At 31.3% G+C, this 25,383-nt stretch carries 22 protein-coding genes and 1 pseudogene; 17 read left to right on the top strand and 6 right to left on the bottom strand.

All coding sequences use genetic code 11. The features are described 5' to 3' along the window. Positions 1–152: 152 nt before the first annotated feature. Together IM744_RS19345 and IM744_RS19340 are read left to right on the top strand one after the other, a co-directional pair. Positions 153–1,415 carry a serine hydrolase domain-containing protein gene (locus IM744_RS19345; protein ID WP_194509829.1) on the top strand — a complete coding sequence of 421 codons (1,263 nt, stop codon included), beginning with the start codon at positions 153–155 and terminating at the stop codon, positions 1,413–1,415. Between the two features lie 178 nt (positions 1,416–1,593). After that, a complete protein-coding gene (locus IM744_RS19340; protein WP_194509834.1) occupies positions 1,594–2,316 on the top strand; it encodes a DUF6090 family protein in 723 nt (240 codons plus the stop codon). A gap of 45 nt (positions 2,317–2,361) precedes the next feature. Here IM744_RS19340 and IM744_RS19335 read toward each other — a convergent pair. Further along, positions 2,362–2,736, bottom strand: a pseudogene (locus IM744_RS19335) (transposase); the annotation flags it as partial. A gap of 147 nt (positions 2,737–2,883) precedes the next feature. On the opposite strand from IM744_RS19335, the gene IM744_RS19330 reads away from it, so the two are divergent. From IM744_RS19330 to IM744_RS19295, 8 genes are all read left to right on the top strand, one after another. Continuing rightward, complete coding sequence (locus IM744_RS19330; protein WP_194509828.1) at positions 2,884–3,801, top strand: PhzF family phenazine biosynthesis protein; 918 nt, start codon at positions 2,884–2,886, stop codon at positions 3,799–3,801. Positions 3,802–3,929: 128 nt separating this feature from the next. After that, on the top strand, positions 3,930–4,625 hold the full coding sequence (locus IM744_RS19325) for a hypothetical protein (RefSeq protein WP_194509827.1): 696 nt from the start codon (positions 3,930–3,932) through the stop codon (positions 4,623–4,625). Positions 4,626–4,789: 164 nt separating this feature from the next. Further along, entirely contained in the window at positions 4,790–5,161 is a 372-nt protein-coding gene (locus tag IM744_RS19320) for a hypothetical protein (RefSeq protein ID WP_194509826.1), read from the top strand. 89 nt (positions 5,162–5,250) lie between these two features. Next, positions 5,251–5,943: a hypothetical protein gene (locus IM744_RS19315; RefSeq protein WP_194509825.1), complete on the top strand. Its 693-nt coding sequence runs from the start codon at positions 5,251–5,253 to the stop codon at positions 5,941–5,943. A 216-nt stretch (positions 5,944–6,159) separates the two neighbouring features. Further along, positions 6,160–6,942 carry a class I SAM-dependent methyltransferase gene (locus IM744_RS19310; protein WP_206694525.1) on the top strand — a complete coding sequence of 261 codons (783 nt, stop codon included), beginning with the start codon at positions 6,160–6,162 and terminating at the stop codon, positions 6,940–6,942. 53 nt (positions 6,943–6,995) lie between these two features. Further along, entirely contained in the window at positions 6,996–7,379 is a 384-nt protein-coding gene (locus IM744_RS19305) for a VOC family protein (RefSeq protein ID WP_194509824.1), read from the top strand. 232 nt (positions 7,380–7,611) lie between these two features. Beyond that, entirely contained in the window at positions 7,612–8,787 is a 1,176-nt protein-coding gene (locus IM744_RS19300) for a DmpA family aminopeptidase (protein ID WP_194509823.1), read from the top strand. A gap of 193 nt (positions 8,788–8,980) precedes the next feature. Next, on the top strand, positions 8,981–11,233 hold the full coding sequence (locus tag IM744_RS19295) for an FUSC family protein (protein WP_194509822.1): 2,253 nt from the start codon (positions 8,981–8,983) through the stop codon (positions 11,231–11,233). Positions 11,234–11,368: 135 nt separating this feature from the next. Here the strand turns inward: IM744_RS19295 and IM744_RS19290 are convergent, their stop codons facing one another. Beyond that, the gene (locus tag IM744_RS19290) at positions 11,369–11,719 is read right to left on the bottom strand and encodes a DUF1622 domain-containing protein (protein ID WP_194509821.1); all 351 of its coding nucleotides are present in this window, start codon (positions 11,717–11,719) and stop codon (positions 11,369–11,371) included. Between the two features lie 22 nt (positions 11,720–11,741). Further along, positions 11,742–12,467 carry a flavodoxin family protein gene (locus IM744_RS19285; RefSeq protein ID WP_194509820.1) on the bottom strand — a complete coding sequence of 242 codons (726 nt, stop codon included), beginning with the start codon at positions 12,465–12,467 and terminating at the stop codon, positions 11,742–11,744. A 350-nt stretch (positions 12,468–12,817) separates the two neighbouring features. Here IM744_RS19285 and IM744_RS19280 point away from each other — a divergent pair, with 350 nt between their 5' ends. After that, entirely contained in the window at positions 12,818–13,186 is a 369-nt protein-coding gene (locus tag IM744_RS19280; RefSeq protein ID WP_194509819.1) for a DUF2200 domain-containing protein, read from the top strand. A gap of 59 nt (positions 13,187–13,245) precedes the next feature. On the opposite strand, the gene IM744_RS19275 is transcribed toward IM744_RS19280, so the two are convergent. Next, on the bottom strand, positions 13,246–13,665 hold the full coding sequence (locus IM744_RS19275; RefSeq protein ID WP_194509818.1) for a nucleoside-diphosphate kinase: 420 nt from the start codon (positions 13,663–13,665) through the stop codon (positions 13,246–13,248). Between the two features lie 346 nt (positions 13,666–14,011). Between IM744_RS19275 and IM744_RS19270 the strand changes: the two genes are divergently transcribed. The 3 genes from IM744_RS19270 to IM744_RS19260 are packed head-to-tail and all read left to right on the top strand — an operon-like array spanning position 14,012 to position 16,804. Beyond that, the gene (locus IM744_RS19270) at positions 14,012–15,028 is read left to right on the top strand and encodes a DHH family phosphoesterase (protein ID WP_194509817.1); all 1,017 of its coding nucleotides are present in this window, start codon (positions 14,012–14,014) and stop codon (positions 15,026–15,028) included. Then, a complete protein-coding gene (gene gldI / locus IM744_RS19265; RefSeq protein WP_194509816.1) occupies positions 15,028–15,570 on the top strand; it encodes a gliding motility-associated peptidyl-prolyl isomerase GldI in 543 nt (180 codons plus the stop codon). Before IM744_RS19270 ends, gldI begins: the two co-directional genes overlap by 1 nt. Before the next feature lies 1 nt (position 15,571). Then, positions 15,572–16,804: a peptidylprolyl isomerase gene (locus tag IM744_RS19260; RefSeq protein WP_194509815.1), complete on the top strand. Its 1,233-nt coding sequence runs from the start codon at positions 15,572–15,574 to the stop codon at positions 16,802–16,804. Positions 16,805–16,897: 93 nt separating this feature from the next. Here the strand turns inward: IM744_RS19260 and IM744_RS19255 are convergent, their stop codons facing one another. Next, entirely contained in the window at positions 16,898–18,361 is a 1,464-nt protein-coding gene (locus tag IM744_RS19255) for an aminoacyl-histidine dipeptidase (protein ID WP_194509814.1), read from the bottom strand. Positions 18,362–18,909: 548 nt separating this feature from the next. On the opposite strand from IM744_RS19255, the gene IM744_RS19250 reads away from it, so the two are divergent. The 3 genes from IM744_RS19250 to IM744_RS19240 all read left to right on the top strand — a co-directional run bounded on the left by IM744_RS19250 (position 18,910) and on the right by IM744_RS19240 (position 24,422). Then, the gene (locus IM744_RS19250; RefSeq protein ID WP_194509813.1) at positions 18,910–19,980 is read left to right on the top strand and encodes a DUF3810 domain-containing protein; all 1,071 of its coding nucleotides are present in this window, start codon (positions 18,910–18,912) and stop codon (positions 19,978–19,980) included. 88 nt (positions 19,981–20,068) lie between these two features. Then, complete coding sequence (locus tag IM744_RS19245) at positions 20,069–23,101, top strand: amidohydrolase family protein (protein WP_194509812.1); 3,033 nt, start codon at positions 20,069–20,071, stop codon at positions 23,099–23,101. 10 nt (positions 23,102–23,111) lie between these two features. Next, positions 23,112–24,422, top strand: a complete 1,311-nt coding sequence (locus IM744_RS19240) for an amidohydrolase family protein (protein ID WP_194509811.1) — start codon at positions 23,112–23,114, stop codon at positions 24,420–24,422. A gap of 78 nt (positions 24,423–24,500) precedes the next feature. On the opposite strand, the gene IM744_RS19235 is transcribed toward IM744_RS19240, so the two are convergent. Further along, entirely contained in the window at positions 24,501–25,304 is an 804-nt protein-coding gene (locus tag IM744_RS19235; RefSeq protein WP_194509810.1) for a DUF6503 family protein, read from the bottom strand. Between the last annotated feature and the right edge of the window lie 79 nt (positions 25,305–25,383).

The raw sequence follows: 25,383 nt of genomic DNA, 5'->3' as shown, positions 1-25,383 counted from the left end.
ATTAATTTATACAACGAAATAAGATTACATTTATCTTTAGACTATAAAACACCAAATATGGTATATCAATTAACAGTGTAAAAATCAATTTTAACCTGTAGCCATATTTCAGGACAAGACATTTCTAAAAAAACCGAACATCGTTGAAAAAAATGAAATATTACAGACTATTACTTCTTTTATTAATTGTTCCATATTCAAATTTATTTGCTCAAACTTATGATGGTTTTTCAAATAAGGAAATTCAATCCGTATTTAAGCAATGGAATTTGGATAATTGGGATGATGGAGGTGAAATATCTCGATATATATTTTTAAATATGCCTGAGTTTTGGACCCACGCCATTATCAATAGAGAAGGAAATATTAAAAGCCTGAAAGAAGATTTCCGCAAAGAAATCGAGGAATTTGTTGTTACTTCTGAATTAGGAGAAATGACACTTCAAGACTATGTCAAAACTAGCTATAAAGTGGATGGTATGATAATATTGCAAGGAGACCGTATTGTATATGAAGCCTACCCAAGAATGTTTCCAAACGATAGCCATCTTTACTGGTCAGTGTCTAAAGTATTTGCTTCAACTCTTATAGCAATTTTGGAAGACAGGAAACAACTTGATGTATCAAAACCAATAGAACATTATCTACCTGAACTTAAAGGGTCTGGATGGGAAGGTGTACCCATAATTGACATTCTTGATATGGCTTCAGGAATTGATTGTCGTGAATGGGTTGATGGCGCTTTTGAAAACCCTGAAACTTGTTACTATCAATTTGAAGCAGCTCTAGGATTTTTAAAACGAACAGAAAAAACCGCAGACAATGCTTTTGAGCACATTAAAACCTTATCATCTGCAAAACCCTCTGGAGAGATATTTGAATATACTTCAATAAACACATTCGTTCTCTCTTGCCTCATAGAGAGAATCACAGGTCTTTCTTATGCGAAAAATATTGAACGTGAAATTTGGCGAAAAATAGGTGCGGAATCTGATGCATTTATTACTCAAACAAATGGCACTAGCATTTCTCACGCAGGAATGAATTCTACACTTCGAGATTTAGCTCGATTTGGTTATATGTTTTTAACCGATGGTCGTTCAGGTGATAATACTTTCGTTTCAAATGAATATTTTGATAAAATTCAAAAACAAGGTCGTCCTCACTTGGTAACTGCATACAGTTCTGAAAATTATACACTTGATAAAGAAGTTGTTCATCACAACACTTATCAATGGGACAAAGTAATGGAAGACGGAGATTTTTATAAAGGTGGATTTAGCGGACAAGGTCTTTACATTTCACCTTCTCGCAATTTAGTGATAGCCTTTTTTGGAACTGCCGATGATAATGGAGTTTATAACGAATTAGATGATATTTCAAGACAGATTTCTAAATCAGACCTTTTTGATTAATAAAAGAAATGAATTAAAACAGAGCATAACAATGTATATAAAAAATAGGCGAATTAATGCTAAATTCAAGGTTTTCGGCTTTTATCAAAGTTTGTGTTTAACCGAAAGTTTCGTGCTTCGAAATCGCCTACTTTTCATATACTAACCGTTGTGCTTCATTATGACAAACCACTAACCAATGATAAAATTCTTTAGAAAAATTAGACAAAATTTACTTTCAGAAGGAAAAACTGGAAAGTATTTTAAATATGCTCTAGGAGAGATTGTACTTGTCGTAATTGGAATTTTGATTGCGCTTTCAATTAGTAATTGGAATGAGAATCGTAAACTTAATAATACAATCAAAGGTATTTATTCAATTATACAAAGTGATTTATTATCTGATATTGAAACCATTGATAAAGTACTTGTTGGTAGTAAATCTCGAGACAGTTTATTCAAACGAGTCATTAATAAGGAAATGACCTATGATGATTATTTAAAATGTAACCGTTGTATTAGAACTCTTGGTGGCTTCCCAGACATAAAACTAAAAACGAAAGGATTAAATTTATTAGAGCAAAATAGCACAGTTCTTAATTCCTATCAAGATAGTCTTACAATAGAGATTAATAATTTTTATTCTTCCTTTAACATTGAAATTGATGTAGCTTTACAAGAAGTAATTATAGATTTCAAAGAAAATCGTAGCTATTTTAAAAACAATATGACTTGGTTTGAAGATTATGAAAAAGTTGTATTTAATGAAGACTTTGTAAAATATGCACTTTCATCTATTGATTATAGAAATAGAGTAATTTCATTTTATGGACTGTATTTCAATGGCTACTTAGGTCATTTAAAACAATATAAAGAAGAGGCTCTTCTACTTGTTGAGACTATCGATAAAGAAATTAAATAACGAAAGCACAACAAAGTACTGTGCTAAAAAACAAGTAAAAATCCATTAAATTTTAGTTAGTTTACTTTTATATTCATTATCAAATATTAATCCTGATTTAGCAATGGCAAAGGCTTGTTTTAATAGCTTATTACACACTGCGATTAATGCCAGTTTTTTACTCTTTCCTTTGGCAACGATCCTTTCATAAAGTGCTCGGCATGCTTTGTTATATTTACAAGCTGTGAAACTGCACATAAATAATAAATTTCTGAGTTTTTGATTTCCCATTTTGCTAATTCTTGGTCGCCCTTTTACACTGCTCCCACTTTGCCGAATCATTGATGTTAGACCTGCGTAACTACATAACTCACCTGAACTTGAAAAACGCTCAAAACCATCTATTAATTTCACAGCCATAATTGCTGTTTTCTTACCAATTCATGGTATGGCTTTTAATCATATGTATAATTGATAGTTCTTGCCTACTTACAAAAATCCTTGCGGTTTTTCTATTCGGTTTGTATTTACTAAATTAGGTATTTAAACCACTTAGCCATCCATACACGTTACCAGCAAGCTAAAAAAATGACAGAAATAGATTATTATTTAGTAGATGTTTTCACTTCATTAAAATATGGAGGAAATCAATTAGCTGTTTTTATTGATTTTAAAAATGAAGTTTCTACCGAAAATATGCTCAATATTGCAAAGGAATTAAACTTTCCTGAAATAACATTTATCAAAGAAAATCATAACGACGAAAGTTTTAATATTAGAATTTTCACACCTGAATATGAAGTGCCTTTTGCAGGTCATCCCTCATTAGGTACTGCCTTTATTATTTCAAAATACTTATTACCAAAACCAAAAAAAAGTATAACCCTCAATTTAAAGCATTCAAATATTACTATTGATTTAACTACTATTAATGATATTGATAAAAGTTATTTTATAATGGAACAATCCCAACCAGACTTTATCACTACTTACAAACATCAAGAAATTGCTAACGAATTAGGCATACAATTAGAAGTTTTGAATATCCAAAAACCAATAGAAGAAATAAGTACAGGATTGCCATATATAATTATTCCTGTTATCAATTTAGAGAAAATCAATCAAGTAAAACTTGATTCAAGAAAAGTTATAGAATTTTTAACTCTAAACAAGAAATATAAAACCAATAGCCTAACCGGTCTATCTACTTCTTTATTTCTTATTACCGACGAAACTTTTGAAAAATCGAATAGTTTCAATACTAGAATGTTTTGTATCGAAAATGGAAATTTAATAGAAGATGTAGCTACAGGGAGTGCAAATGGTTGTTTCCTTGCTTATTTATTAAAAAATAAATCAACTAAAATATCTGCAATCGTAGAACAAGGATTTCAAATGGAGAGAAAATCATTTATACATCTCGATGGAAAGATTGAAAACGAGAAATACAGCTTAAAAGTTGGTGGACAAGTTGTTGATATTGGTAAAGGCAAATGGAAAGTATAGACAATTGCTTGTTTTTTGTGTGCTCGGAAAATCCTTCAGAATTTTATCTGGTTTGTTTTCTTTTGCTAACTTACTCACTTAACCAAGCAACTAATTATACAAAAGCACTTTGTAAGCAATTTGATAAAATGGCCAAATATTTAACAGACATAAGTATTGGAAGTGAATTTTCGCAAGAATTTTCAAATGGATATACCAAATTAGATTTTAACCAAACTACCAAAGTTGTTCAAGACATATTTTGGTATCTAATTCCAAATAAATTAGAATTTGATGGAATTGGAAAATTAAATATTAGAATCACTTCGGAAATTCCAGACATTAAATATAGCGAAACAGCAGTCGGATTTGCTCAGTATACATATGGCCAATTTAAGTTTTCTGAATATTTTGAATTAAGTCAAATCGAAAAGAATAGAATTATATTAAAAATATTACAGAAAGTTATATTAGATATTCTAATGCACAATCAAGAAAAAGCCAATACATTAATTGAAATTACAAATAAAATAAGAGACATCGGATTTGAATATATGACAGAGGACAAAAAACTTTGTAAATGGAATAGAAAACGTGATTGTAGAGCTTTAATTATTTACAAAATTGACGAAAACGGACAAAATGCTTACATTAATTTAACTGATAAAAATGGAGTTGTATTCTTTGAAGAACATCTTTTAAAAAATAGAGTTTATGACTTCTATAATAATTTATACAAAACTAAATGGATTGAAAATAAGTTTCAGATAATCAATAGACATGGGAATTTATATAAAGAGTTTGATGTAGAAAAAACAACTTATAAAAATGTATACAAAAAATAGCAGAAGCATTGGTTTTGATGCTATTTTCGACTGAATAATGCAAAATGAAAAATCAAAAGCTAAATTTATTGAAAACAAATGATTGACGTTAAACTTAAAAATAAATAACGAAATCACATACATTAACAACAATCATTAAAAAATGAAAACACCAATGAATAGTTATGAATGACATAAACATAATCACAGCAATGATTATTGTCTTAATTTGCCATTTAGCAAGTATTATTATAGGATATAAAATGCAAAAAACAGCTTTAATAATTTCTTATTTAAATGCGATTATTGTGATAGGTGTATTTATTTTCTGGGTGATCAGTAGCTTGAATATAAAACAACATAACTTTGAATTTAGAGAATTATTAGTAATAGTTCTGGAAGCTTGTATTTTTATATTTGCCCTCTACTCTATTATAGGTTTTCATAAAAAAACCTATGTGAAAATCATAAATTATATTGGCTTCGGAATTCATTTTTTGGTTACAGCTGGAATGCTTTATTATATATTAGCATTCAAATTTGACAGACTTTTTTAACGATAAATTACTTTTGTGAATAAATAGCAAAAATCCTTATAAGTAATTACTTAAATAAAATTAAGAGCTTTACAATTAAAACGCATCTCATGATGAAGATTTTTCAAATGAATATATTGATTTTACTATTTGTATTCTTTCAATTTACAGGATATGCTCAATCAGAAAAGAATATGACAAATAATTCTATTACAATACCTCTAAAAATTGGAAAAAATCCTAACATTTCATTTAAAGAATTAGTCATAGAACCTGTCAATCTATTCATTCAGTCAAAACCAATAAACAAAGACGCGCCATATATTCAACTAGAATTAAATGTAATTGAAAATAATACTAAATACACTACTTTTCTCTGGTATTTTCATGTATCAAATAGTCATAAAAAAATAAATTATCCAAAAGCATATCAAAACTATTCTTTTGATTTAAAAATTAATGAAGAAGACGTTGCGCTAGTTGTTGAAAAGTTAGATTTCGGAAAAACAATGTTTGTTGATTTAGGACAAAAAGCTATTATTGAGAACCTTACAATTATTTTTAAAGATTGTATTGGAGAATCGTCTGTAGATATAAATGGAGATCAAACAGATGCCTTTAATATATATCGTATTTTGTTATCAGAAGAAAATGATCAAAAAATCATGTCTTTTATGTCATTAAATAAATATGAGGAGAAAAAACATTTTATAGAATGGAAGAATTATAAAATTTTGATTTTAGAAGATTCTGAAGAAACATTAAAGCTAACGGTGTTTAAAAATCATTCTAAAAAAGATTAACTGTAGGTTACATTTCACATAATTTATTGCTAAATTTAGTTTAACCAATGTTAATAATTTTGTTTGCTTGCTTTTATTTTTTTCTTAGGAAAATTCTTGCACCAAACACTTTACTTTTGTTACATCAACCCTTTGTAAACAATCACCTTTTTGATAGAATTACACATAATTTTAACTGTGATAATCATAAAATAACAGATAAATAATCCATAGATTTTGAAGAATAAAATAAATAATAATTATAAAGTAGGTGATTTAATTTATGATGCAAACATCTATGATGGAATGAATACCAACCTAGCTGATTTACAATTCTACAAACAGTGGTTGCCAAAAAACAAAGATGCTCGTATACTTGAACTTTGTTGTGGTACTGGCAGATTGACGATTCCAATTGCAAAGGATGGATATCATATTACTGGAGTAGATTATACATCTTCAATGCTTGAACAAGCAAGAGTAAAAGCTTCCGAAGAAAAATTAAAAATTGAATTTATTGAAGCAGATATTAGAACTTTAGATTTACGAGATGAATACGACCTTATTTTTATTCCATTCAATTCAATCCATCATTTATATAAAAATGAAGATTTATTTAAGGCATTCAATGTGGTTAAAAATCATCTCAAAAAAGGAGGTTCATTTCTGTTAGATTGCTTTAATCCCAATATTCAATTTATTGTTGAAGGTGAAAAAGAAATAAAAGAAATTGCTGAATACACAACAAACGACGGAAGAGAAATATTGATAAAGCAGATCATGCGATATGAAAATAAAACTCAGATCAATCGCATAGAATGGCATTATTACATCAATGGAAAGTTTGATTCTATTCAAAATTTAGACATGAGACTGTTTTTTCCCCAAGAATTAGATTCATATCTAGAATCGAATGGTTTTAACATTACTCATAAGTTTGGAGGTTTTGAAAAAGAAGCATTTAATGATAATTCAGAAAAACAGATCTTTGTTTGTAACAACAACAGAGATGACAAATAAGAATATCATTATAATATCAATACAGATATTTAAACATAATAATTTATAAATAAATGCATACTTTTTCATTCAATCACATAGCGCTTTCCGTAAAGGATGTCAACGAATCTGTTGAATTTTATCAAATGGTACTTCATCTAAAAGAAATTAAAAATACAGCTTCAGACTCTAAGACGAGATGGTTATCTTTAGGAGAAGGCAAACAACTTCATCTGATTCCGAATCCAAATACCGAAATAAAAATCAACAAGGCTGTCCATTTTGCTTTGGCAACATCTAACATGAATTCATTCGTAAAACATTTAGTAGATTTAAAAATTGACTACTCAGACTGGCGTAATACACCAAACAAAAATTATGTTAGAAAAGATGGGATTAGACAAGTTTACTTTCAAGATACAAATGGATATTGGATTGAAATAAATGATGATATCTAACAAGATTAATTGATCTTATTTCTCGTTTTTCTAGTACTCTTTGCTATTGATGAAATAAAATTGAAAACTTAAAACATGTACACCTAATTAACTGTCTATAAATTATTTACATATTCTTAAATTAAGAGTCTTCCTGTTTTTATATGTTTTTTTTACTAAATTACGTACTTAACTACGTAACTACGTAACTAATCTTATCAAAATGGTTTTACCATCTAAAAAGACAATCAACATGAAAAGAACAATTATAGCTTTTATAGTAATGCTCATTTGTTTCCAATCTTACAGTCAAAAACCAAGAGCAAGAGATTTAGGGATTCCTTTTGTAGGTGAAACAGGAGAATTTAATGCTATTACGGATGTTGAAGGAGTTGAAGTAGGATATAGTACTATGATTTCTGGAAAAGGAGAAAACGTTGTAGGCAAAGGACCTGTAAGAACTGGTGTTACTGCAATATTTCCGAGAGGAAAAGCAAAAAAATTTAGTCCGGTTTATGCCAATTGGTATAGTCTTAATGGTAATGGAGAGATGACAGGTACAACTTGGGTTACCGAATCTGGTTTTTTAGAAACTCCAATTATGATAACCAACACAAATAGTGTTGGAGTTGTTAGAGATGCAATATTAAAATGGTATGTAGATACAGATTGGTATAGTGGAGAAGATTGGTGGTATACCTATCCTGTAGTTGCAGAAACTTATGATGGTTTCCTAAATGATATTTATGGTTTTCATGTCAAAGAAGAAAATGTTTTAGAAGCTATAGAAAATTCATCAACCGGAAAGATTGAAGAAGGAAATGTTGGTGGAGGAACTGGAATGATGTGTTTAGGTTTTAAAGGAGGAACAGGAACTTCTTCCAGAGTTATTAAAATTAAAGATTCAACTTATACTATTGGAGCCATTGTTCAATCTAATTTTGGAGCAAAAAGAAACTTATCAATCGCTGGTGTTCCTGTTGGAATGGAATTAAAAGATACCTTAAACTATAAATTTAATGCTCCTCCAAAATCTAGGAGACAAGAAGGAGATGGATCTATTATCGTAATTATAGCAACAGATGCTCCTCTTTTACCACATCAATTAAAAAGAATTGCTCAAAGAATTCCTTTAGGTATTGGTATTGTTGGTGGACGAGGAAGTAATGGCTCTGGAGATATTTTTTTAGCCTTCTCAACTGCCAATGAACAAGCATTTAATCGTGACGAAACTACAACAGTGCAATCAATGCCAAATGATCAATTAATGCCAGTTTTTGAAGCAACTGTTCAAGCTGTTGAGGAAGCAATTATAAATGCAATGGTAGCAGCCGAAACTATGGAAGGAATTAATGGTAATAAAGCATATGCTTTACCACATGATTTGCTGATAGAAACCTTAAAAAAATACAATCGACTGAAACAGTAAATTGTTTGTTATGAATTCTTATTTGCTGAAATTGGAATTGTCTGGTTGATTTATAAATACTGAGTAAAAATACCATCAAAGTCAGAATTAAAAACATTATGTCTTAAACTCAAAAAGAGATCTGTCATTGAAAACATAATCTTAGCATACTTCATTCCAATTATTCTAACTTTGCAATCAAATTGTAAACCATTTGAAAGAACAACTCAAACAATTAGAATTATTTTTTAAAAGTTCCAACTTTTATCGAGGTATTCGTTTAGGTGTGGGTATTGTGATTCCTTTTACTGTACTTTACTTTTTTGGATACTTTGAATATGCGCCAGCAGTTGTTGTTGGTGTTTTTTTAAATGCTCCTGGTGATATTCCTGGTAGTGTAAAACGTAAAGTAAATGCCATATTAATAAGTATCGGATTAACGATGATTATTACAACCATCATCTTATTTTCAAAACCATTTCTACCCCTTTTATTGATTGCTATTGCTGTAATTTCTTTTGTAATATCGCTTATTTCAGTGTATGGTTTTAGAGCGTCTTTAGTATCTTTTTCAGGATTATTAGCAATGGTTCTGGCGTTTGCAATTCAGAAGGAAACATCACAAGATATTTTAGTTCAGGTTGCTTTAATGGGAATTGGCGGACTTTGGTATTTGGTCATATCTTATGTGTTTCAAAAATTAGCACCAAAAAAAGACCAGAACCAATTATTATCTGATACGCTTCTGCTTATTGGTGAGTATTTAAAATTACGTGCTAAATTGTTAACCAAGAAAACAAAGCGCGACGAAATTCTCAAACAAACCTTCGTTCTTCAGCATCAAATCAACGAAAAGCATGAAACGCTTAGAGAAACATTACTTACCGTACGAAAACGTTCTGGACGTTCGCGCTATGAAGAAAAACAATTACTAATTTTTATCTCTTCTATTAATATTTTTGAATTGATAGAAGCTACACATTTGGATTATCAAATGATAGATGGAATTTTTGGAGAGCGAAAAGAATTCTTAAAAGCATCCAAAAGACTTAACAAAATTATGGGTAATCATCTCATACGTTTGTCTGAATTATTAATCCAAAATGATAAATTACCAAACAAAGACGTATTGTTAAGTGCATTATCAGATGCTTATGATTCCATTGATAATTACGTTAATACTGTCAAACTACCCGAAGCTCGAGAAGGTGCTTTATTATTAAGGAATTTATACGATTACCAAGAACAACTACTCCAAGAAATTAGAGCCATTAGACGTGTAATGGCAAATGTTAATGATGCCTCAAAAGTATCTTTAAAAAGACAAGATTCGAGTCAGTTTTTAACGCTTCAAGAATACAGATTGAATTTCCTTATTCAAAATTTAAGTTTAGATTCTACAATATTTAGACATTCATTACGTCTAACTATTGCCATTGTTTTTGCTTATCTTTTGGGTTATTTTTTAGACATTCAAAATACCTATTGGATTTTACTTACTCTTATTGTGATCATGCGACCTAGCTATGGTTTAACCAAAGAGCGTTCAATAGATCGTATCATTGGTACACTCATTGGTGCTGTGATTTCGGTTGGTATTGTACTCATTACTCAAAATGTAATCGTGTATGCTGTGTTAGCAATTGTTTCGTTGATATTTGCATTTTCATTAATTCAACAAAATTATAAGTCTGGTGCAGCATTAGTTACCATAAGTGTTGTTTTTGTATATTCTTTAATTCATCCTAATGCTTTTGAAGTAATTCAATTTCGTGTCATTGATACCATTATTGGAGCCACTATCGCTGTCGTTGCCAATTATGTAATTCTCCCAAGTTGGGAAGCCAATAATTTAAAGCAAGTGCTTTGTAACACTTTAAAAATGAATAATAACTATCTTTTAGCAACTCAAGCGTTGTATCATAATAGCACAGAAAATAGACACACATATAATTTAGCAAGGAAAGAAGCTTTTCTCGCGATTAGTAATTTAAATGCTGCCTTTCAACGATTGACCCAAGATCCCAAATCCAAACAGAAAGAGTTTCAACTCATTTATGAAATTGTAACACTTAACCAAACCATGATTTCTGCTATTGCGTCTATAGGGAATTTCATTATCAATCATAAAACGACTCCTGCTTCTCAAGAATTCAATGTACTTATTAATAAAATTTCAAACACTTTGCAGTTGGCTTTTGATTGCTTAGAAGATACTCAAAGCGAAAATCAGATAGTTGAAGCACCTGTTGAAGATGCACATAAAAAATTGTTTGGTAAATATGAACAGTTGTCAAATTTACGTGATGAACATATTAAACAAGGTCATACTAAAATAGATACCGAAACACTTCATGGTCTACAGGAAGCCTATTTAATTGCTAATCATATGAATTGGTTAAAATCACTTTCAGAAAATCTTAAAAAAGCTACGGAACAATATCGTACAGCTCTAACCAATAGTTAATAGATATTGAATTAAGCATACTCCTACTCTACTTTCCATTAATATAACTAGTACATCATCTAGCCAATTCGAAACAATAACCACCAACAATATATGATCACACTCGTTTATGATCAGGTAAAATAACGACTATTTCTAATCATGTAATTTTTCGTCAGATATTTTTTTCCAAGGAAACTTGCCTTCAATTTCTACTTGAATAGATAGACTTAAAAACGTTCTAATTAATACAATGATAGCCAATATAGATACAGATTTCAATGTAGGTACAGTAACAACTGTAGCAACAATATCTGCTGCAATAAGAATTTCCAATCCTAATAAAATGGATTTTCCTAAAGACTTTCTTAGTTTGCCATAACAATTTTCTGCTTTTTTTAAATACGATATAATATAGGTCGTAAGAGCATAAAGCAGACCAATTAAAATGACGAGTATGCCAATAGCTTCTATAATTTTAGCTGCAATCTCAATATAATAATGCATCAATTTTAAGTATTAGTTATGACTATCTATATTCTGGATTCTCAAAAGCCCAATGTGTACCATCATCCCATTTTTCTCTAGAATTCCCATAGTTATCATAGCCATTGTTTGCCTTTAACATTTTTGCCAAGTGCAATAGATTATATGTCATAAATGTAGTGTTTCTGTTTGTGAAATCAGAATCAAAACCAACTGGAGCATCTAATTTTTTACCACTAAATTCTGTATCACCATAGCTAGGTCCAGGACCTACTTTACCTATCCAACCACAATCTGCTTGAGGTGGTATAGAATAACCAACATGCTGTAGTGCATAAAGAATACCCATTGCACAATGTTTTACGCCATCTTCATTTCCTGTTACCATACAACCTCCTACTTTACCGTAAAAGATATATTGACCTTTATCGTTCGTTTTAGAGCTCATTGCATATAAACGCTCTATAAGTTTTTGAGCTTCAGAAGATTTTTCTCCTAGCCAAATAGGTGTACCAATTATTAATATATCTGCAGCCATCACTTTATTAAAAATTTCTGGCCAAACGTCTTTATCAAAACCATGTTCGGTCATGTCTGGATAAGCACCAACAACAACATCTTCATCAATGAATCTAATAGTTTCGAAAGCAACTTTTTCTTTTTTCAAAATACCTTGAGAAACCTTCATTAAAGTATCTGTGTGACTTTTTTGAGGTGATTTTTTTAATGTACAATTGATATACAATACTGATAAGTTAGAAAAGTTCATAATTTTATTTTTAGATTTAAAAGTATTCTCACACGTATAATAAGCAAGTGAATTCTTTTTATTTAAGATATTTGAAATTACATAGAAATAGCTATTACGTTTTGCTCATATAATGTTGATAGTAACTCTTATGCATATCTCTTTTTTTCCCTTAGAATGATTAAGTGGTATTAAATTCTAATTTTAAAGAACTTAAATCTTAAAATGACTTGTTAATAACGGGATTAACTCTTTCTGTTTTTTTAGTTTCAAATTGATACGAGATCAATTCTTTGTAAAAAATAACTAACTTTGTTTACAGCGAATTTCAGCAATTGAAAACGTTTGAATTATTAAAATTATAATAATAAATGAGCACCACAAGTCACCATGATGAGCGTATTGCAACAATGACATTTGCTTCTGTCTATCCACATTACGTCACAAAAGTTGAGAAAAAAGATAGAACAAAAGAAGAATTACATCAAGTGATTGAATGGCTAACTGGTTACACTGAAATACAACTACATAAACTGATTGAAGACAAAGTTACTTTTGAAACATTTTTTAAAAATGCTACTTTAAACCCAAATGCGCATTTAGTCAAAGGTGTGATTTGTGGTTATCGCATAGAAGATATTGAAAACACTTTAACTAAGCAAGTTCGTTTTTTAGATAAGTTGGTTGATGAATTGGCTAAAGGAAGAAAGATCGAAAAGATTTTGAGAGTTGAAAAATAGACAAACAAAAAAAGCGCAACCAATGGTTGCGCTTTTAATATATTATAAAGAAGTTCTAATTAAAACATCTCTCTTCCTGAGAAATGAAAAGCACCTTCAATAGCTGCATTTTCATCGCTATCACTTCCGTGAACTGCATTTTCTCCCATAGAAGCTGCGTATAATTTTCTAATTGTACCTTCTGCTGCATCGTCAGGATTTGTAGCACCAATTAAAGTTCTAAAATCTTCTACTGCATTATCTTTTTCTAAGATAGCAGCAACAACTGGTCCTCTAGTCATGTACTCAACTAATTCACCGTAAAAAGGTCTTTCACTGTGAACTTCATAAAATGCTTGAGCATCTTGAGTTGTTAAGTGTGTTAATTTCATTGCTACGATTCTAAAACCAGAAGCAGTAATTTTTTCTAAAATTGCACCAATATTCCCTTTTTCAACAGAATCTGGTTTAAGCATTGTAAATGTTCTATTTGTAGCCATTTTGATATTTTAAATTTTCTGCAAAAATAACGTATTTGTTCACATACACAAATCAAAGTCTAAACTCATTTATATTATACAATTAAAATCAATAAAGACTTGACTCTCAATCTAAGCCTATTTTTCGTGAAAAATAATTTGAAACGAAGGATCAAATGAAAATCGCAGTTAAACAGACTATTCTTAGAATTAATAATTTTGAGTTTAAAACAAGATAAATTAGAAATACCATTGCTCTTATTTTTATGCTGAAGTAAAATAAATTTATAGAAAAGAGGATTCAGTAATGATTTTTTGTTTCGTTTTTTTATTAAGAAAAAAAGGAAAATACCTATCTTCGCTATCTATGAATAAAGAAGACATCAACAGTATAAAAGAACTCTTAAGTTCTCCAAAAAAAATAGTAATAATTCCACATAAAAATCCAGATGGAGATGCTATTGGCTCCACACTTGGACTTTTACATTATTTAAAAAAATATAATCATGACGCAGTAATTATTGCACCTAATGATTATCCTGATTTTTTAAAATGGATGCCTGGAGAAGATTCTGTTTTAAAATATGATCATCAAAAAGACGAGTGTGATGCACTGCTCATTTCCGCAGAACTTATTTTTACTTTAGATTTTAATTCCCTCGGAAGGATTGGAAATATGGAAGAGGCTGTAGCAAATACTAAAGCTATAAAAATCATGATAGATCATCATCAACAACCAGATGATTATGCAAAATTTATGTACTCTGACGTATCTATGTCTTCCACTTGTGAAATGGTCTACAATTTTATTGATATGTTGGATGATACTGATAAAGTGGATGCAGATATCGCAACGTGTTTATATACAGGAATCATGACAGATACTGGCTCGTTTCGTTTTTCTTCAACCACAAGTGCAACCCATAAAATCATTGGAAACCTTATTGAAAAAGGTGCAAATAACTCCCAAATTCATAATAATATTATGGATACTAATAGTTATGAACGTACGCAACTGTTAGGAAAAGCGCTGAGTAATCTAAAAGTTATCCCAGAGTATAGAACTGCATACATCACTTTAACACAAGATGAACTCAACAGCTTCAACTTTAAAAAAGGAGATACCGAAGGTTTTGTAAACTATGGTTTATCTCTAAAAGATATTATTTTCGCTGCTATTTTTATAGAAAGTCAGCAAGATGGTATCATCAAAATATCGTTGCGTAGTAAAGGTGACTTTTCTGTTAATGAGTTGTCCAGATCACACTTTGAAGGAGGTGGTCATACCAACGCAGCTGGAGGAAAAAGTGATTTAAATATGAGTAATACCATTGATAAATTTATTAGTATATTGCCTCAATATAAAAAAGACCTCAAAGCCTAATGAAATATATAACTCTTCTATTAATCGCTATGATGCTTTTTAGCTGTAAAACGCCAGAAGCTCGTCAGCCAGAATCAGTTAAATCCGGTTCATTTTACAAAGAATCTGCAGAGCGTAATAAAAAGCTAAATGAAAGAGAACGCACCAAAATAGAGGCTATAATGGCTCAAAATCCTGAGTATGATTATGTAGCTTCAAATAGCGGATTTTGGTACAGGTATCATACTAAAGTTGAAATAGATACTATCGCTGTAGGTTTTGGAGATGTTGTCAACTTTAATTATGAAGTCAAAGATCTTAATGGTAATACCATTTATTCTGAAAAAGAACTTGGTAACCAAACCTATATCATGGATCAACAAGAGGTTTTCACTGGTTTACGTGAAGGTTTAAAATTGATGAAACCAACAGAAACTGTAACCTTTCTATTTCCGTCGCAAAAAGCATATGGCTATTATGGTGACAAAAATAGAATTGGAACAAACATCCCACTAATAGTAAAAGTAACCGTAAATAGTATAACACAAAAAAACAATAATTAGAATGAAATTGATTAGTAAAACACTACAACTTTTAATGCTATGTTTAGTAGTAACAATGGTCTCTTGTAAAGAAGAATATCCTGATTTAGAGGACGGACTATACGCAGAAATAGTAACAAGTAAAGATACCATGGTCGCTAAATTATTTTACGACAAAGTACCTGTAACTGTTGCAAATTTTGTTGCTTTAGCTGAAGGAAACCATCCAATGATGACTGACGAATTCAAAGGCAAACCATATTATGATAGCCTTACATTTCACCGTGTAATGGATAAATTTATGATTCAAGGTGGTGACCATACTGCAACAGGAAGTGGAAATCCTGGATATAAATTTACTGCAGATTTTGACCCAACTTTAAACCATGATAAAGCAGGAATGCTATCTATGGCTAATAGTGGTGGATTTAACACCAACGGAAGTCAGTTTTTTATAACAGAAGTACCTTATCCAAGTTTAAACGCTTATGATAACAATGGAGATTTAAAACCATGTGAACAACGTGGTGTGAGCTGTCATTCTGTTTTTGGAGAATTGGTAAAAGGAATCGAAGTTCAAGACGCTATTTCAAATGTAACTGTTGATCCTAGATCTAAAAAACCTTTAGAGCCTGTTTACATCTTGAAAGTGAATATCATTAGAAAAGGATCTGCTGCTAAATCATTTAATGCTGCAAAAGTTTTTGAAGCAGAATTACCAAATGTAGAATCAGAAATCAAGCAAATTCAAGAAGATCAAAAAGCAAAAATTGAACAAGAAAGAATAGAAATCGAAGAGAAAACTGCAACTGCATCAGCAGATACAAAAATTGCTTTAGATGATTATGCAACAAAAACAACTGCATTAGCTTCTGGTCTTAAAAAACATGTTTTAAAGGAAGGTACAAGTGCAAAACCAAAAGCTGGAGATTCTGTACGAGTTTACTATGAAGGTTATTTCACAGATGGTCGTTTATTTGATACTGATAGAATCGAAATTGCAGAAAAGTATGGTATGTTTAACCAAAGACGTGCAGATGCAAATGCATATGGTCCAACAAAAATGTTGGTAAGCCCTAATGCTCAAATGATATCTGGATTTAGAGAAGCTTTAGCCTCTTTAAATATTGGTGAAAAAGCATTCTTTTATATGCCATCACATTTAGCTTATGGAGAAAGAGGAAACAGAGGGATTCCTCCAAATACCGACTTAACTTTTATTGTTGAAATGGTTGATGTAGTAGAGAAAAAATAATTTTTTTATAAGAACAGCTTGTGAGAGTTGTACATAATACAAAAAGGCGATTTCAAATTGAAATCGCCTTTTTTATTATAAAATATTCACTTATTATTTCTTCGGAATGTTCTTTAAAATCTCAAGAACAAACTCCCAATATTTTTGAGCTGAAGAAATCTGTGCACGTTCATCTGGAGAATGCGCTCCTTTAATATTTGGTCCAAAACTAATCATATCCATATCAGGATAATTAGTTCCTAAAATTCCACATTCTAATCCTGCATGACAAGCAGCAACATGAGGTTCTTCTCCTCCATTTAATTTTTTATAAAGTGGTACTAATACTTTCAAAATATCAGAATCCATATTTGGTTTCCATCCAGGATAATCACCAGATATTTCTACTTCACAACCAGTTAGTTCAAATGTTGCTCTCAACATATTTGCTAAATCCCATTTAGAACTCTCAACAGAACTTCTCGTTAAACATCCAACCTTAATAGCACCATCTTTAACAATCACACGTGCTACATTATTTGATGTTTCAACCAAATCTTTAATGTCTGCACTCATACGATACACACCATTTAAAGCTGCATACAATGCTCTTGTTAAACCTTCTTGCACTCCCAAATCCATGATAAATTCTGGAGTCTCAATTTTTGAAACCTCAATAACCATATCTGGCTCCATAGTTTTGTATTCTGTTCTAATCTCTTCGGAAATATCATTCATTTCAGAAATGAAAGCTTCTTCATGAATAGAATCAACAGCTACAATAGCATTACTTTCTCTTGGGATTGCATTACGAAGACTTCCGCCATCAATTTCAGAAATACGTAAACCAAAATTCTCAAAACCATCAAACAATACTCTGTTCATGATTTTATTGGCATTAGCTAATCCTTCGTGAATTTGCATTCCGCTATGTCCTCCTTGTAAACCTTTTACAGTGACTTTAAATCCTATTTTAAATTCAGGTGTTTCCTCCTGCTCATAAGTTCTTGTTGCAGTAACATCTACACCACCTGCACAACCCACTCCAATTTCATCATCTTCTTCAGTATCTAGATTTAAAAGAATTTCACCGTTAAGTAAACCTCCTTTTAATCCCATAGCTCCTGTCATTCCTGTTTCTTCATCAATGGTAAATAAAGCTTCAAGAGCTGGATGAGCAATATCTTTACTTTCTAAAATTGCCATTATGGTTGCAACACCCAGTCCGTTGTCTGCACCTAGCGTAGTACCTTTGGCTTTAACCCAATCACCAACAACATGCATATCAATACCTTGAGTATCAAAATCAAAAACAGTATCGTTGTTTTTTTGATGCACCATATCTAAATGCGATTGCATAACAATAGCTTTACGATCTTCCATACCAGAAGTCGCAGGTTTTTTGATAATCACATTACCTACTTCATCTTCAATAGTTTCTAAACCTAAGCTTGCACCAAAATCTTTCATGAATTTAATCACACGTTCTTCTTTTTTAGAAGGTCTTGGTACTGCATTTAAGTCTGCAAATTTATTCCAAAGGACTTTTGGTTCTAATTGTCTTATTTCTGCGCTCATATATTATTTTAGATTTTAAAATTTCTAGGATTTTGAGTTTTTTCACTTCGGAAACATCAACTCTACAATCCATTTTGCAAAGTTACAAATTGTAGCTTAACTAGACTAGTTAGAACTGCATGGTTTTAGTTTGACCTATAGGTCTTTTGAAACCTAACAGGTATTATTTACTTAATTTTTAATTATAAAGTCAATAAATCTAAAAATATCTCAAATATCCTGTAATGTTTTTTTAACCTTGTAGTTTGGGTTGTATTGATTTATAGTTCTCTATGTTGGACTAAAAACTGTCCCAAAACTATTAAGACATCCTGCAAGGTCTTAAGACCTTGTAGGATAATAGAACACTAAACTAAACAACCACTCTCGCTACTCCTGATTGCAGTGATATCCTTTTGGCATAAAAGATTAAATAAAAAGCAGGAAACCAAGCTAATTAAACACTTATAAGCTGCTGTACAAATAAAAAATTCGAAATACTAAAAATACCTACAAGGTTTTTGAAACCTCGCAGGATAAAAGGTCATTCTTTTTAGTATTTTTGAATCATGCTCAAACACAAAAAACTCATCATTGCGATGTCTATTATTCCTCAGATCATACTTCTGAAAATTTTAGCGCACTACCCTACTTTTGTAGAGACTGTTTATAGTCATGGGATTTACATTTGGATTTCTCAAGCAATGCGCTATGCTTTTGGGTGGTTACCATTTTCGGTTGGTGATGTGTTATATACATTGTTGAGTTTGTATATATTGAGGTGGTTGTACCTCAATAGAAAACGCATAATTAAGGACACCAAACATTGGTTTTTAGATGTATTGGCTGCAATTTCGTTTGGGTATTTCGCATTTCATATGCTTTGGGCTTTTAATTATTACCGACTACCACTTCACCAATCTTTAAAAATTGATCACGATTACACAACCGAAGAATTGGTAAATTTAGCACAACAACTCATCAAAAAAACAAACGCATTACAACTAGAGTTAGCTAAAGTTGATTCTCTTAAAGTAATCATGCCTTACTCAAAATCTGAGATTTTAAAAATGATTCCTGATGGTTATGATGAGCTTTCAAAAGTGTTTCCATATTTAGAATATCAACCTAGAAGTATCAAAAAGTCGTTGTACAGTGTGCCTTTAACTTATATGGGGTTTTCTGGATATTTGAATCCGTTTACTAATGAAGCACAAATTGACGGATTGATTCCGTCGTATAAATTCCCAACCACAGGAAGTCATGAAGTCGCTCATCAATTAGGTTACGCAGCAGAGAATGAAGCAAATTTTATTGGTAGTATGGCTGCTATGCATCATCCTGATATTTATTTTAATTATTCTGGTCATGCATTTGCTTTACGTCATTGTTTGGGAGAAATTTACAAGAGAGACATCACTTTATATGAACAATTACTACCTCAATTACATAAGGGGATTTTAAAAAATTATCAAGAAGTGAGAGACTTTTGGGATAGTTACGAAAACCCAACAGAACCTCTATTTAAAGCGACTTATAATAACTTTTTAAAAACGAACAATCAAGCTGGAGGCATGGAGAGTTATAGTTATGTTGTTGCACTTTTAGTGAATTATCATAAGGAGCATCCAATTAACTAATTCTACGGAAACGTTAAAACTCAAAATTTTGTCCATAGATATGTTGTTAATTTTTATCTTTAGAAGGAATAATTAATCAACCAATTATATGAATAAAATCAAGTTTGCAATTGCGCTATGCTTTTGCAGTTTTGCATCATTTGCACAAGACTATTTCCCCAAAAACGATGGTGTAAAAACCGAAAACACCAATTATCAAGCCTTCACAAATGCCAAAATTTATGTGACTCCAACTCAAATTATTGAGAATGGAACGCTATTAATTAAAGATGGCAAAGTTGTGGTTACTGGTAATCAAGTGAGTATTCCTAAAAACACAACTGTAGTAGATTTAAAAGGAAAAACTGTTTACCCTTCTTTTATTGATATGTACTCTACGTTTGGTGTCAAGAAGCCAGATCGTGCTTCTGGTCGTGGTCGTGGACAAACTCCTCAATATGGACCAAGCAGATCTGGATACTATTGGAGTGATCATGTCATGCCAGAAAGTAAGGCTTTAGACAAGTTTGACTTTGATTCTAAAACTGCGAAAGAATTGATGCAAGCTGGTTTTGGAGTTGTAAACACCCATATGGAAGATGGGATTGTGAGAGGAACAGGAACTTTAGTTGCTCTTAATACAAATGATGGTAATGAAATTCGCATTATTGATCCAAACTCTGCTCAATACTTTTCATTTAGTAAGAGTGCTGCTTCAAGACAATCGTATCCCGGTTCTATTATGGGAAGTATGGCTTTACTACGTCAAATGTATTCTGATGCCAATTGGTATGCCAACGGAAATAGTAAAACTAAAGATTTATCATTAGAAGCTTTAAATGCGAATAAAAGTCTGGTTCAGATTTTTGGAGCTGGTAGTAGAATGAATGGAATTCGAGCTGATAAAGTTGGTGATGCCTTTGGGATTCAATACGTAATTCTTGGTGGTGGTGACGAATATGAGCGTATCTCAGATGTTAAAGCAACGAACGCTTCTTATATTATACCTGTAAATTTTCAAGATGCTTATGATGTAGAAAATGCATTTTTAAGCAATTCTCTTTCATTAAGTGATATGAAAGCATGGAATCAAGAGCCTGCAAATGCTAAGATTTTGGCAGATAACGGAATTAAATTTGCTTTTACAACTCACGATTTAAAAGCAACAAAAACATTTATGCCTAATCTTATCAAGGCTGTAGAATACGGACTTTCAAAAGAAAAAGCATTACAAGCCTTAACGACTATTCCTGCACAATTATTAGGCAAATCTTCGGAAATTGGCTCACTACAAAAAGGGTCTTATGCAAATTTCTTAATCACATCTGGAGATATTTTTGATAAGAAAACCACGCTTTATGAAAACTGGGTTCAAGGGCAAAAAACAGTTCTTGAAGATATGAACACACAAGATCTTACTGGAGATTATGAATTTAATTTGGCTGGAGAATCTTATAAAATGTCTTTAAAAGGAAAGCCTAGTAAATTAAAATCTGAAATTACTAGTGACGAAAAGAAGAGAGGTTCAAAAATATCGTTTACTGATGATTGGATAAATATTTCAATGACTACAAAAGATTCTACTGAGCAAAAATTCATTAGAATAGTAGCTAACACTTCCAACGGAAATACGCTAAACGGAAAAGCAGTCTATCCAGATGGCAATGAAATGACGTTTTACGCTAAGAAAAAGGATAAAGTTGAAAGGTCTTCCGAAGAAAAAGATAAAAAGGCAGAAAGTGAAGATAAAGACGATGATGAAAAAGAAGATGAGGACACAACCACTTCAAAAGAAATCATGCCTATCACCTATCCTAATATGGCTTACGGTTTTGCAGAATTACCAAAACAAGAAACATTACTTTTCAAGAATGCAACTGTTTGGACTAACGAAAAAGATGGTATTCTAGAAAATACAGATGTGCTGATCAAAAATGGTAAGATTGCAAAAATTGGTAAAAATTTATCTGATGGAAATGCTAGAGTCATTGATGCTACTGGTAAGCATTTAACTGCTGGAGTTATTGATGAACATTCTCATATTGCTGCAGCTTCAATTAACGAAGGTGGTCATAATTCGTCTGCCGAAGTGACTATAGAAGATGTAATTGATGATGAAGATATTGATATTTATAGAAATCTTGCAGGTGGTGTGACATCGATTCAAATATTACATGGATCTGCGAATCCTATTGGTGGACGTTCTGCAATTATCAAATTAAAATGGGGAGAATCTGCTGAAAATTTGATTTATGATGATAGTCCGAAATTTATAAAATTTGCTCTAGGTGAAAACGTAAAGCAATCAAATTGGGGAGATAATGCAAGAAATAGATTTCCGCAAACAAGAATGGGAGTTGAACAATTATATATCGATTATTTCACAAGAGCAAAAGCCTATGACGCTTTAAAGAAAAGCGGAAAGCCATATCGTAAAGATGTTGAAATGGATGTTATTGCTGAAATTTTAAACAAAGAACGTTTCATCTCTTGTCATTCATATGTACAAAGTGAAATTAACATGTTAATGAAAGTTGCCGAAAAGTTTGATTTCAACATCAATACATTTACGCATATTCTTGAAGGTTATAAGGTTGCCGATAAAATGAAAGCACATGGTGTTGGAGGTTCAACCTTTAGTGATTGGTGGGCTTACAAGTATGAAGTTAATGACGCCATCCCTTATAATGCTGCAATTATGCATAATGCTGGTGTTGTTGTTGCAATCAATAGTGATGATGGAGAAATGTCTAGACGTTTAAACCAGGAAGCTGCAAAATCTGTAAAATATGGAGGTGTTAGTGAAGAAGATGCATGGAAGTTTGTCACTTTAAATCCTGCTAAATTATTACATATTGACAATCGTGTAGGTAGTATTAAAGTTGGTAAAGATGCAGATGTTGTACTATGGACAGATCACCCAATGTCTATTTATGCTAAAGCTGAAAAAACAATCATTGAAGGCGTCACTTATTTCGATTTAAAACGTGACGAAATGATGCGTGCACAAATCAAAAAAGAAAAAAGTGAACTTATCAATGAAATGATGAAAGCTAAAAATAAAGGCTTAAAAACACAGCCTATTAAAAAGAAAGAAAAGGTTCAAATGCACTGTGATTACTTAGATCAAGTACAATACTAAATCAATAAAAATGAAAACACTCAATATAAAATTATTACTGATTGCTGTACTAAGTTTTTCCATAAGTATAGCACAACAAACTCCTGCTCCTAAGCAAAGCAAAACAATTGCTATAATAGGAGCTACAGCTCATATTGGAAATGGAGACGTCATTGAAAACAGTATTATCATTTTTGAAAATGGTAAACTTAAAACTGTAACAGATATGACACTAGTAAAAATGGATCTTGCTGGTATGGAAGTCATTAATGCTAATGGTAAACATGTCTATCCTGGATTTATTGTTCCAAACTCTACATTAGGGTTAGTAGAAATAAGTGCAGTGAGAGCTACAAATGATGATTCGGAACTAGGCTCATGGAATCCACACATTAGAAGTTTAATTGCCTATAACGCAGAGTCTAAAATTGTAGAATCTATGAGACCCAACGGAGTTCTTTTAGGTCAAATAACACCTCGTGGCGGACGTATCTCAGGCACATCATCTGTAGTGCAGTTTGATGCATGGAACTGGGAAGATGCAGTTGTAAAAGAAGATGACGGGATTCACATGAATTGGCCAAATAGTTTTTCTAGAGGTCGTTGGTGGTTAGGTGAAGATCCTGCTATGAAATTGAATAAAAATTATGACAATCAAGTAACAGAAATCACAGATTATTTTAATGCTACAAAATCTTATATAGCTGGAGATAAACCACCTAAGCATTTACCTTATGAAGCTACTAATGGATTATTTAATGGCTCTAAAACCTTATACATTCATGTAGATGATGAAAAAGGAATTACAGATGCAGTTAATTTTTCTAAAACGAATAAAGTTTCAAAAATGGTTATTGTAGGTGGTTATGAAGCTCATAAAGTTGCCGATATGCTCAAGCGTAATAACATAGCTGTTTTATTACAACGTGTGCATTCTAGACCAGATCAAACTGATGATGATTATGATATGCCTTTCAAATTAGCAAAACTGTTAACAGATCAAGGCGTTACTGTAGCATTAGAGACTAGCGGACAAATGGAACGTATGAATTCTCGTAATCTTCCTTTTTATGCAGGAACAACTGTTGCACATGGTTTAACAAAAGAGCAAGCTTTACAATTGATTACTTTAAATCCTGCTAAAATTCTAGGAATAGATAAAATGTATGGCACTTTAGAAGTTGGCAAGAGTGCAACTTTGTTTATTAGCGAAGGAGATGCTCTAGATATGAGAACAAATATCTTAACACATGCTTTTATTGATGGTAGACTATTAAGTTTAGAAACACATCAAACTGAATTATGGCAACGTTATTCTAAAAAGTTTGAAACACAGGATTAGTCCTAAACATTATTCAATAAAAAAACCTGTCGGCTTTAAAACTAGACAGGTTTTTTTTTATTTAATAATTTACTTAAACTATTTTACGATTTCTGCATTTGCTGGTTTTGAAAATGCTGAAACTCCTTTTGAATCTTTAGTTAAGATTACATTAGTAAAATCTACATCATTACGTTTTGTTGTTGGTACGTTATTTTCATAATTATACCAAGTAAGTGTTTTAGGAAGTTTTATCCCATTGACTGTTTGCCAATCACTATATTTAATAAAATGAAACTCCTTAGCTTTTTCACTTGTAAAGAAAGTCACTGTGTAGGCTAACCAAGTCATTTCTCCTGTTGTTGGATCATAATATAAAATATATTCATCATCTGATGATTCTCCTACTCCACTTTCATAAGTTATTTTGATTCCTGAATATTCTTTTCCTTCAAAGCTTAATGGCTCTACGTCTTCATAATTAATACCGTCATCTGCCAAAACGAAAGGCATAGAATAGAAGTAAAACATTAAGTTATAATAAAACTTAGGATTGCCTTTGTAAGATGTTGTATCCTTTTTTTGCAACCAAATTTCTTTACCATCATACCCAAGAGAATGTTGTGGCATTTCTATGATAGAATATCTATTATGCAAATCTACAGTTGTGATTTCGTCACCTGTTTCTTTAGGCATTGTAAATTTGAGTGTGTTCATTTTTTTCCAAGCATCTACTCCTCCGTGTGCATCAAAAACAGTAGTAATGCTTTCTGGATAGGTACTTGTTGTGACATCTAAATTTTCTTTAGAATAATCAATAGACTCTACTTTTTCTGATGTTTTATTGTCTTTACAAGATGTAAAAACTAGTAATACAATTAATAATAAGCTTGCTAATTTCATTAGTTGATCTTTAATTTAAGGTTAAAATTATTTTCAATAAGTGACTTTGACGAAGTTACTTAGAATAGCTTACAAAAAA

The organism is Psychroserpens luteus (assembly GCF_015319355.1).
GTDB classification, from domain to species: domain Bacteria; phylum Bacteroidota; class Bacteroidia; order Flavobacteriales; family Flavobacteriaceae; genus Psychroserpens; species Psychroserpens luteus.
Note: the sequence above shows the minus strand (reverse complement) of the source record. Positions and strands in the feature narration are given on the sequence as shown.

Bases quoted from the DNA above. Each gene is read 5' to 3' on its own strand.
- IM744_RS19345 (WP_194509829.1), top strand. From the start codon at position 153: ATGAAATATTACAGACTATTACTTCTTTTATTAATTGTTCCATATTCA.
- IM744_RS19340 (WP_194509834.1), top strand. From the start codon at position 1,594: ATGATAAAATTCTTTAGAAAAATTAGACAAAATTTACTTTCAGAAGGA.
- IM744_RS19330 (WP_194509828.1), top strand. From the start codon at position 2,884: ATGACAGAAATAGATTATTATTTAGTAGATGTTTTCACTTCATTAAAA.
- IM744_RS19325 (WP_194509827.1), top strand. From the start codon at position 3,930: ATGGCCAAATATTTAACAGACATAAGTATTGGAAGTGAATTTTCGCAA.
- IM744_RS19320 (WP_194509826.1), top strand. From the start codon at position 4,790: ATGAATGACATAAACATAATCACAGCAATGATTATTGTCTTAATTTGC.
- IM744_RS19315 (WP_194509825.1), top strand. From the start codon at position 5,251: ATGATGAAGATTTTTCAAATGAATATATTGATTTTACTATTTGTATTC.
- IM744_RS19305 (WP_194509824.1), top strand. From the start codon at position 6,996: ATGCATACTTTTTCATTCAATCACATAGCGCTTTCCGTAAAGGATGTC.
- IM744_RS19300 (WP_194509823.1), top strand. From the start codon at position 7,612: ATGAAAAGAACAATTATAGCTTTTATAGTAATGCTCATTTGTTTCCAA.
- IM744_RS19290 (WP_194509821.1), bottom strand. From the start codon at position 11,719: ATGCATTATTATATTGAGATTGCAGCTAAAATTATAGAAGCTATTGGC.
- IM744_RS19285 (WP_194509820.1), bottom strand. From the start codon at position 12,467: ATGAACTTTTCTAACTTATCAGTATTGTATATCAATTGTACATTAAAA.
- IM744_RS19280 (WP_194509819.1), top strand. From the start codon at position 12,818: ATGAGCACCACAAGTCACCATGATGAGCGTATTGCAACAATGACATTT.
- IM744_RS19275 (WP_194509818.1), bottom strand. From the start codon at position 13,665: ATGGCTACAAATAGAACATTTACAATGCTTAAACCAGATTCTGTTGAA.
- IM744_RS19270 (WP_194509817.1), top strand. From the start codon at position 14,012: ATGAATAAAGAAGACATCAACAGTATAAAAGAACTCTTAAGTTCTCCA.
- gldI (WP_194509816.1), top strand. From the start codon at position 15,028: ATGAAATATATAACTCTTCTATTAATCGCTATGATGCTTTTTAGCTGT.
- IM744_RS19260 (WP_194509815.1), top strand. From the start codon at position 15,572: ATGAAATTGATTAGTAAAACACTACAACTTTTAATGCTATGTTTAGTA.
- IM744_RS19255 (WP_194509814.1), bottom strand. From the start codon at position 18,361: ATGAGCGCAGAAATAAGACAATTAGAACCAAAAGTCCTTTGGAATAAA.
- IM744_RS19250 (WP_194509813.1), top strand. From the start codon at position 18,910: ATGCTCAAACACAAAAAACTCATCATTGCGATGTCTATTATTCCTCAG.
- IM744_RS19245 (WP_194509812.1), top strand. From the start codon at position 20,069: ATGAATAAAATCAAGTTTGCAATTGCGCTATGCTTTTGCAGTTTTGCA.
- IM744_RS19240 (WP_194509811.1), top strand. From the start codon at position 23,112: ATGAAAACACTCAATATAAAATTATTACTGATTGCTGTACTAAGTTTT.
- IM744_RS19235 (WP_194509810.1), bottom strand. From the start codon at position 25,304: ATGAAATTAGCAAGCTTATTATTAATTGTATTACTAGTTTTTACATCT.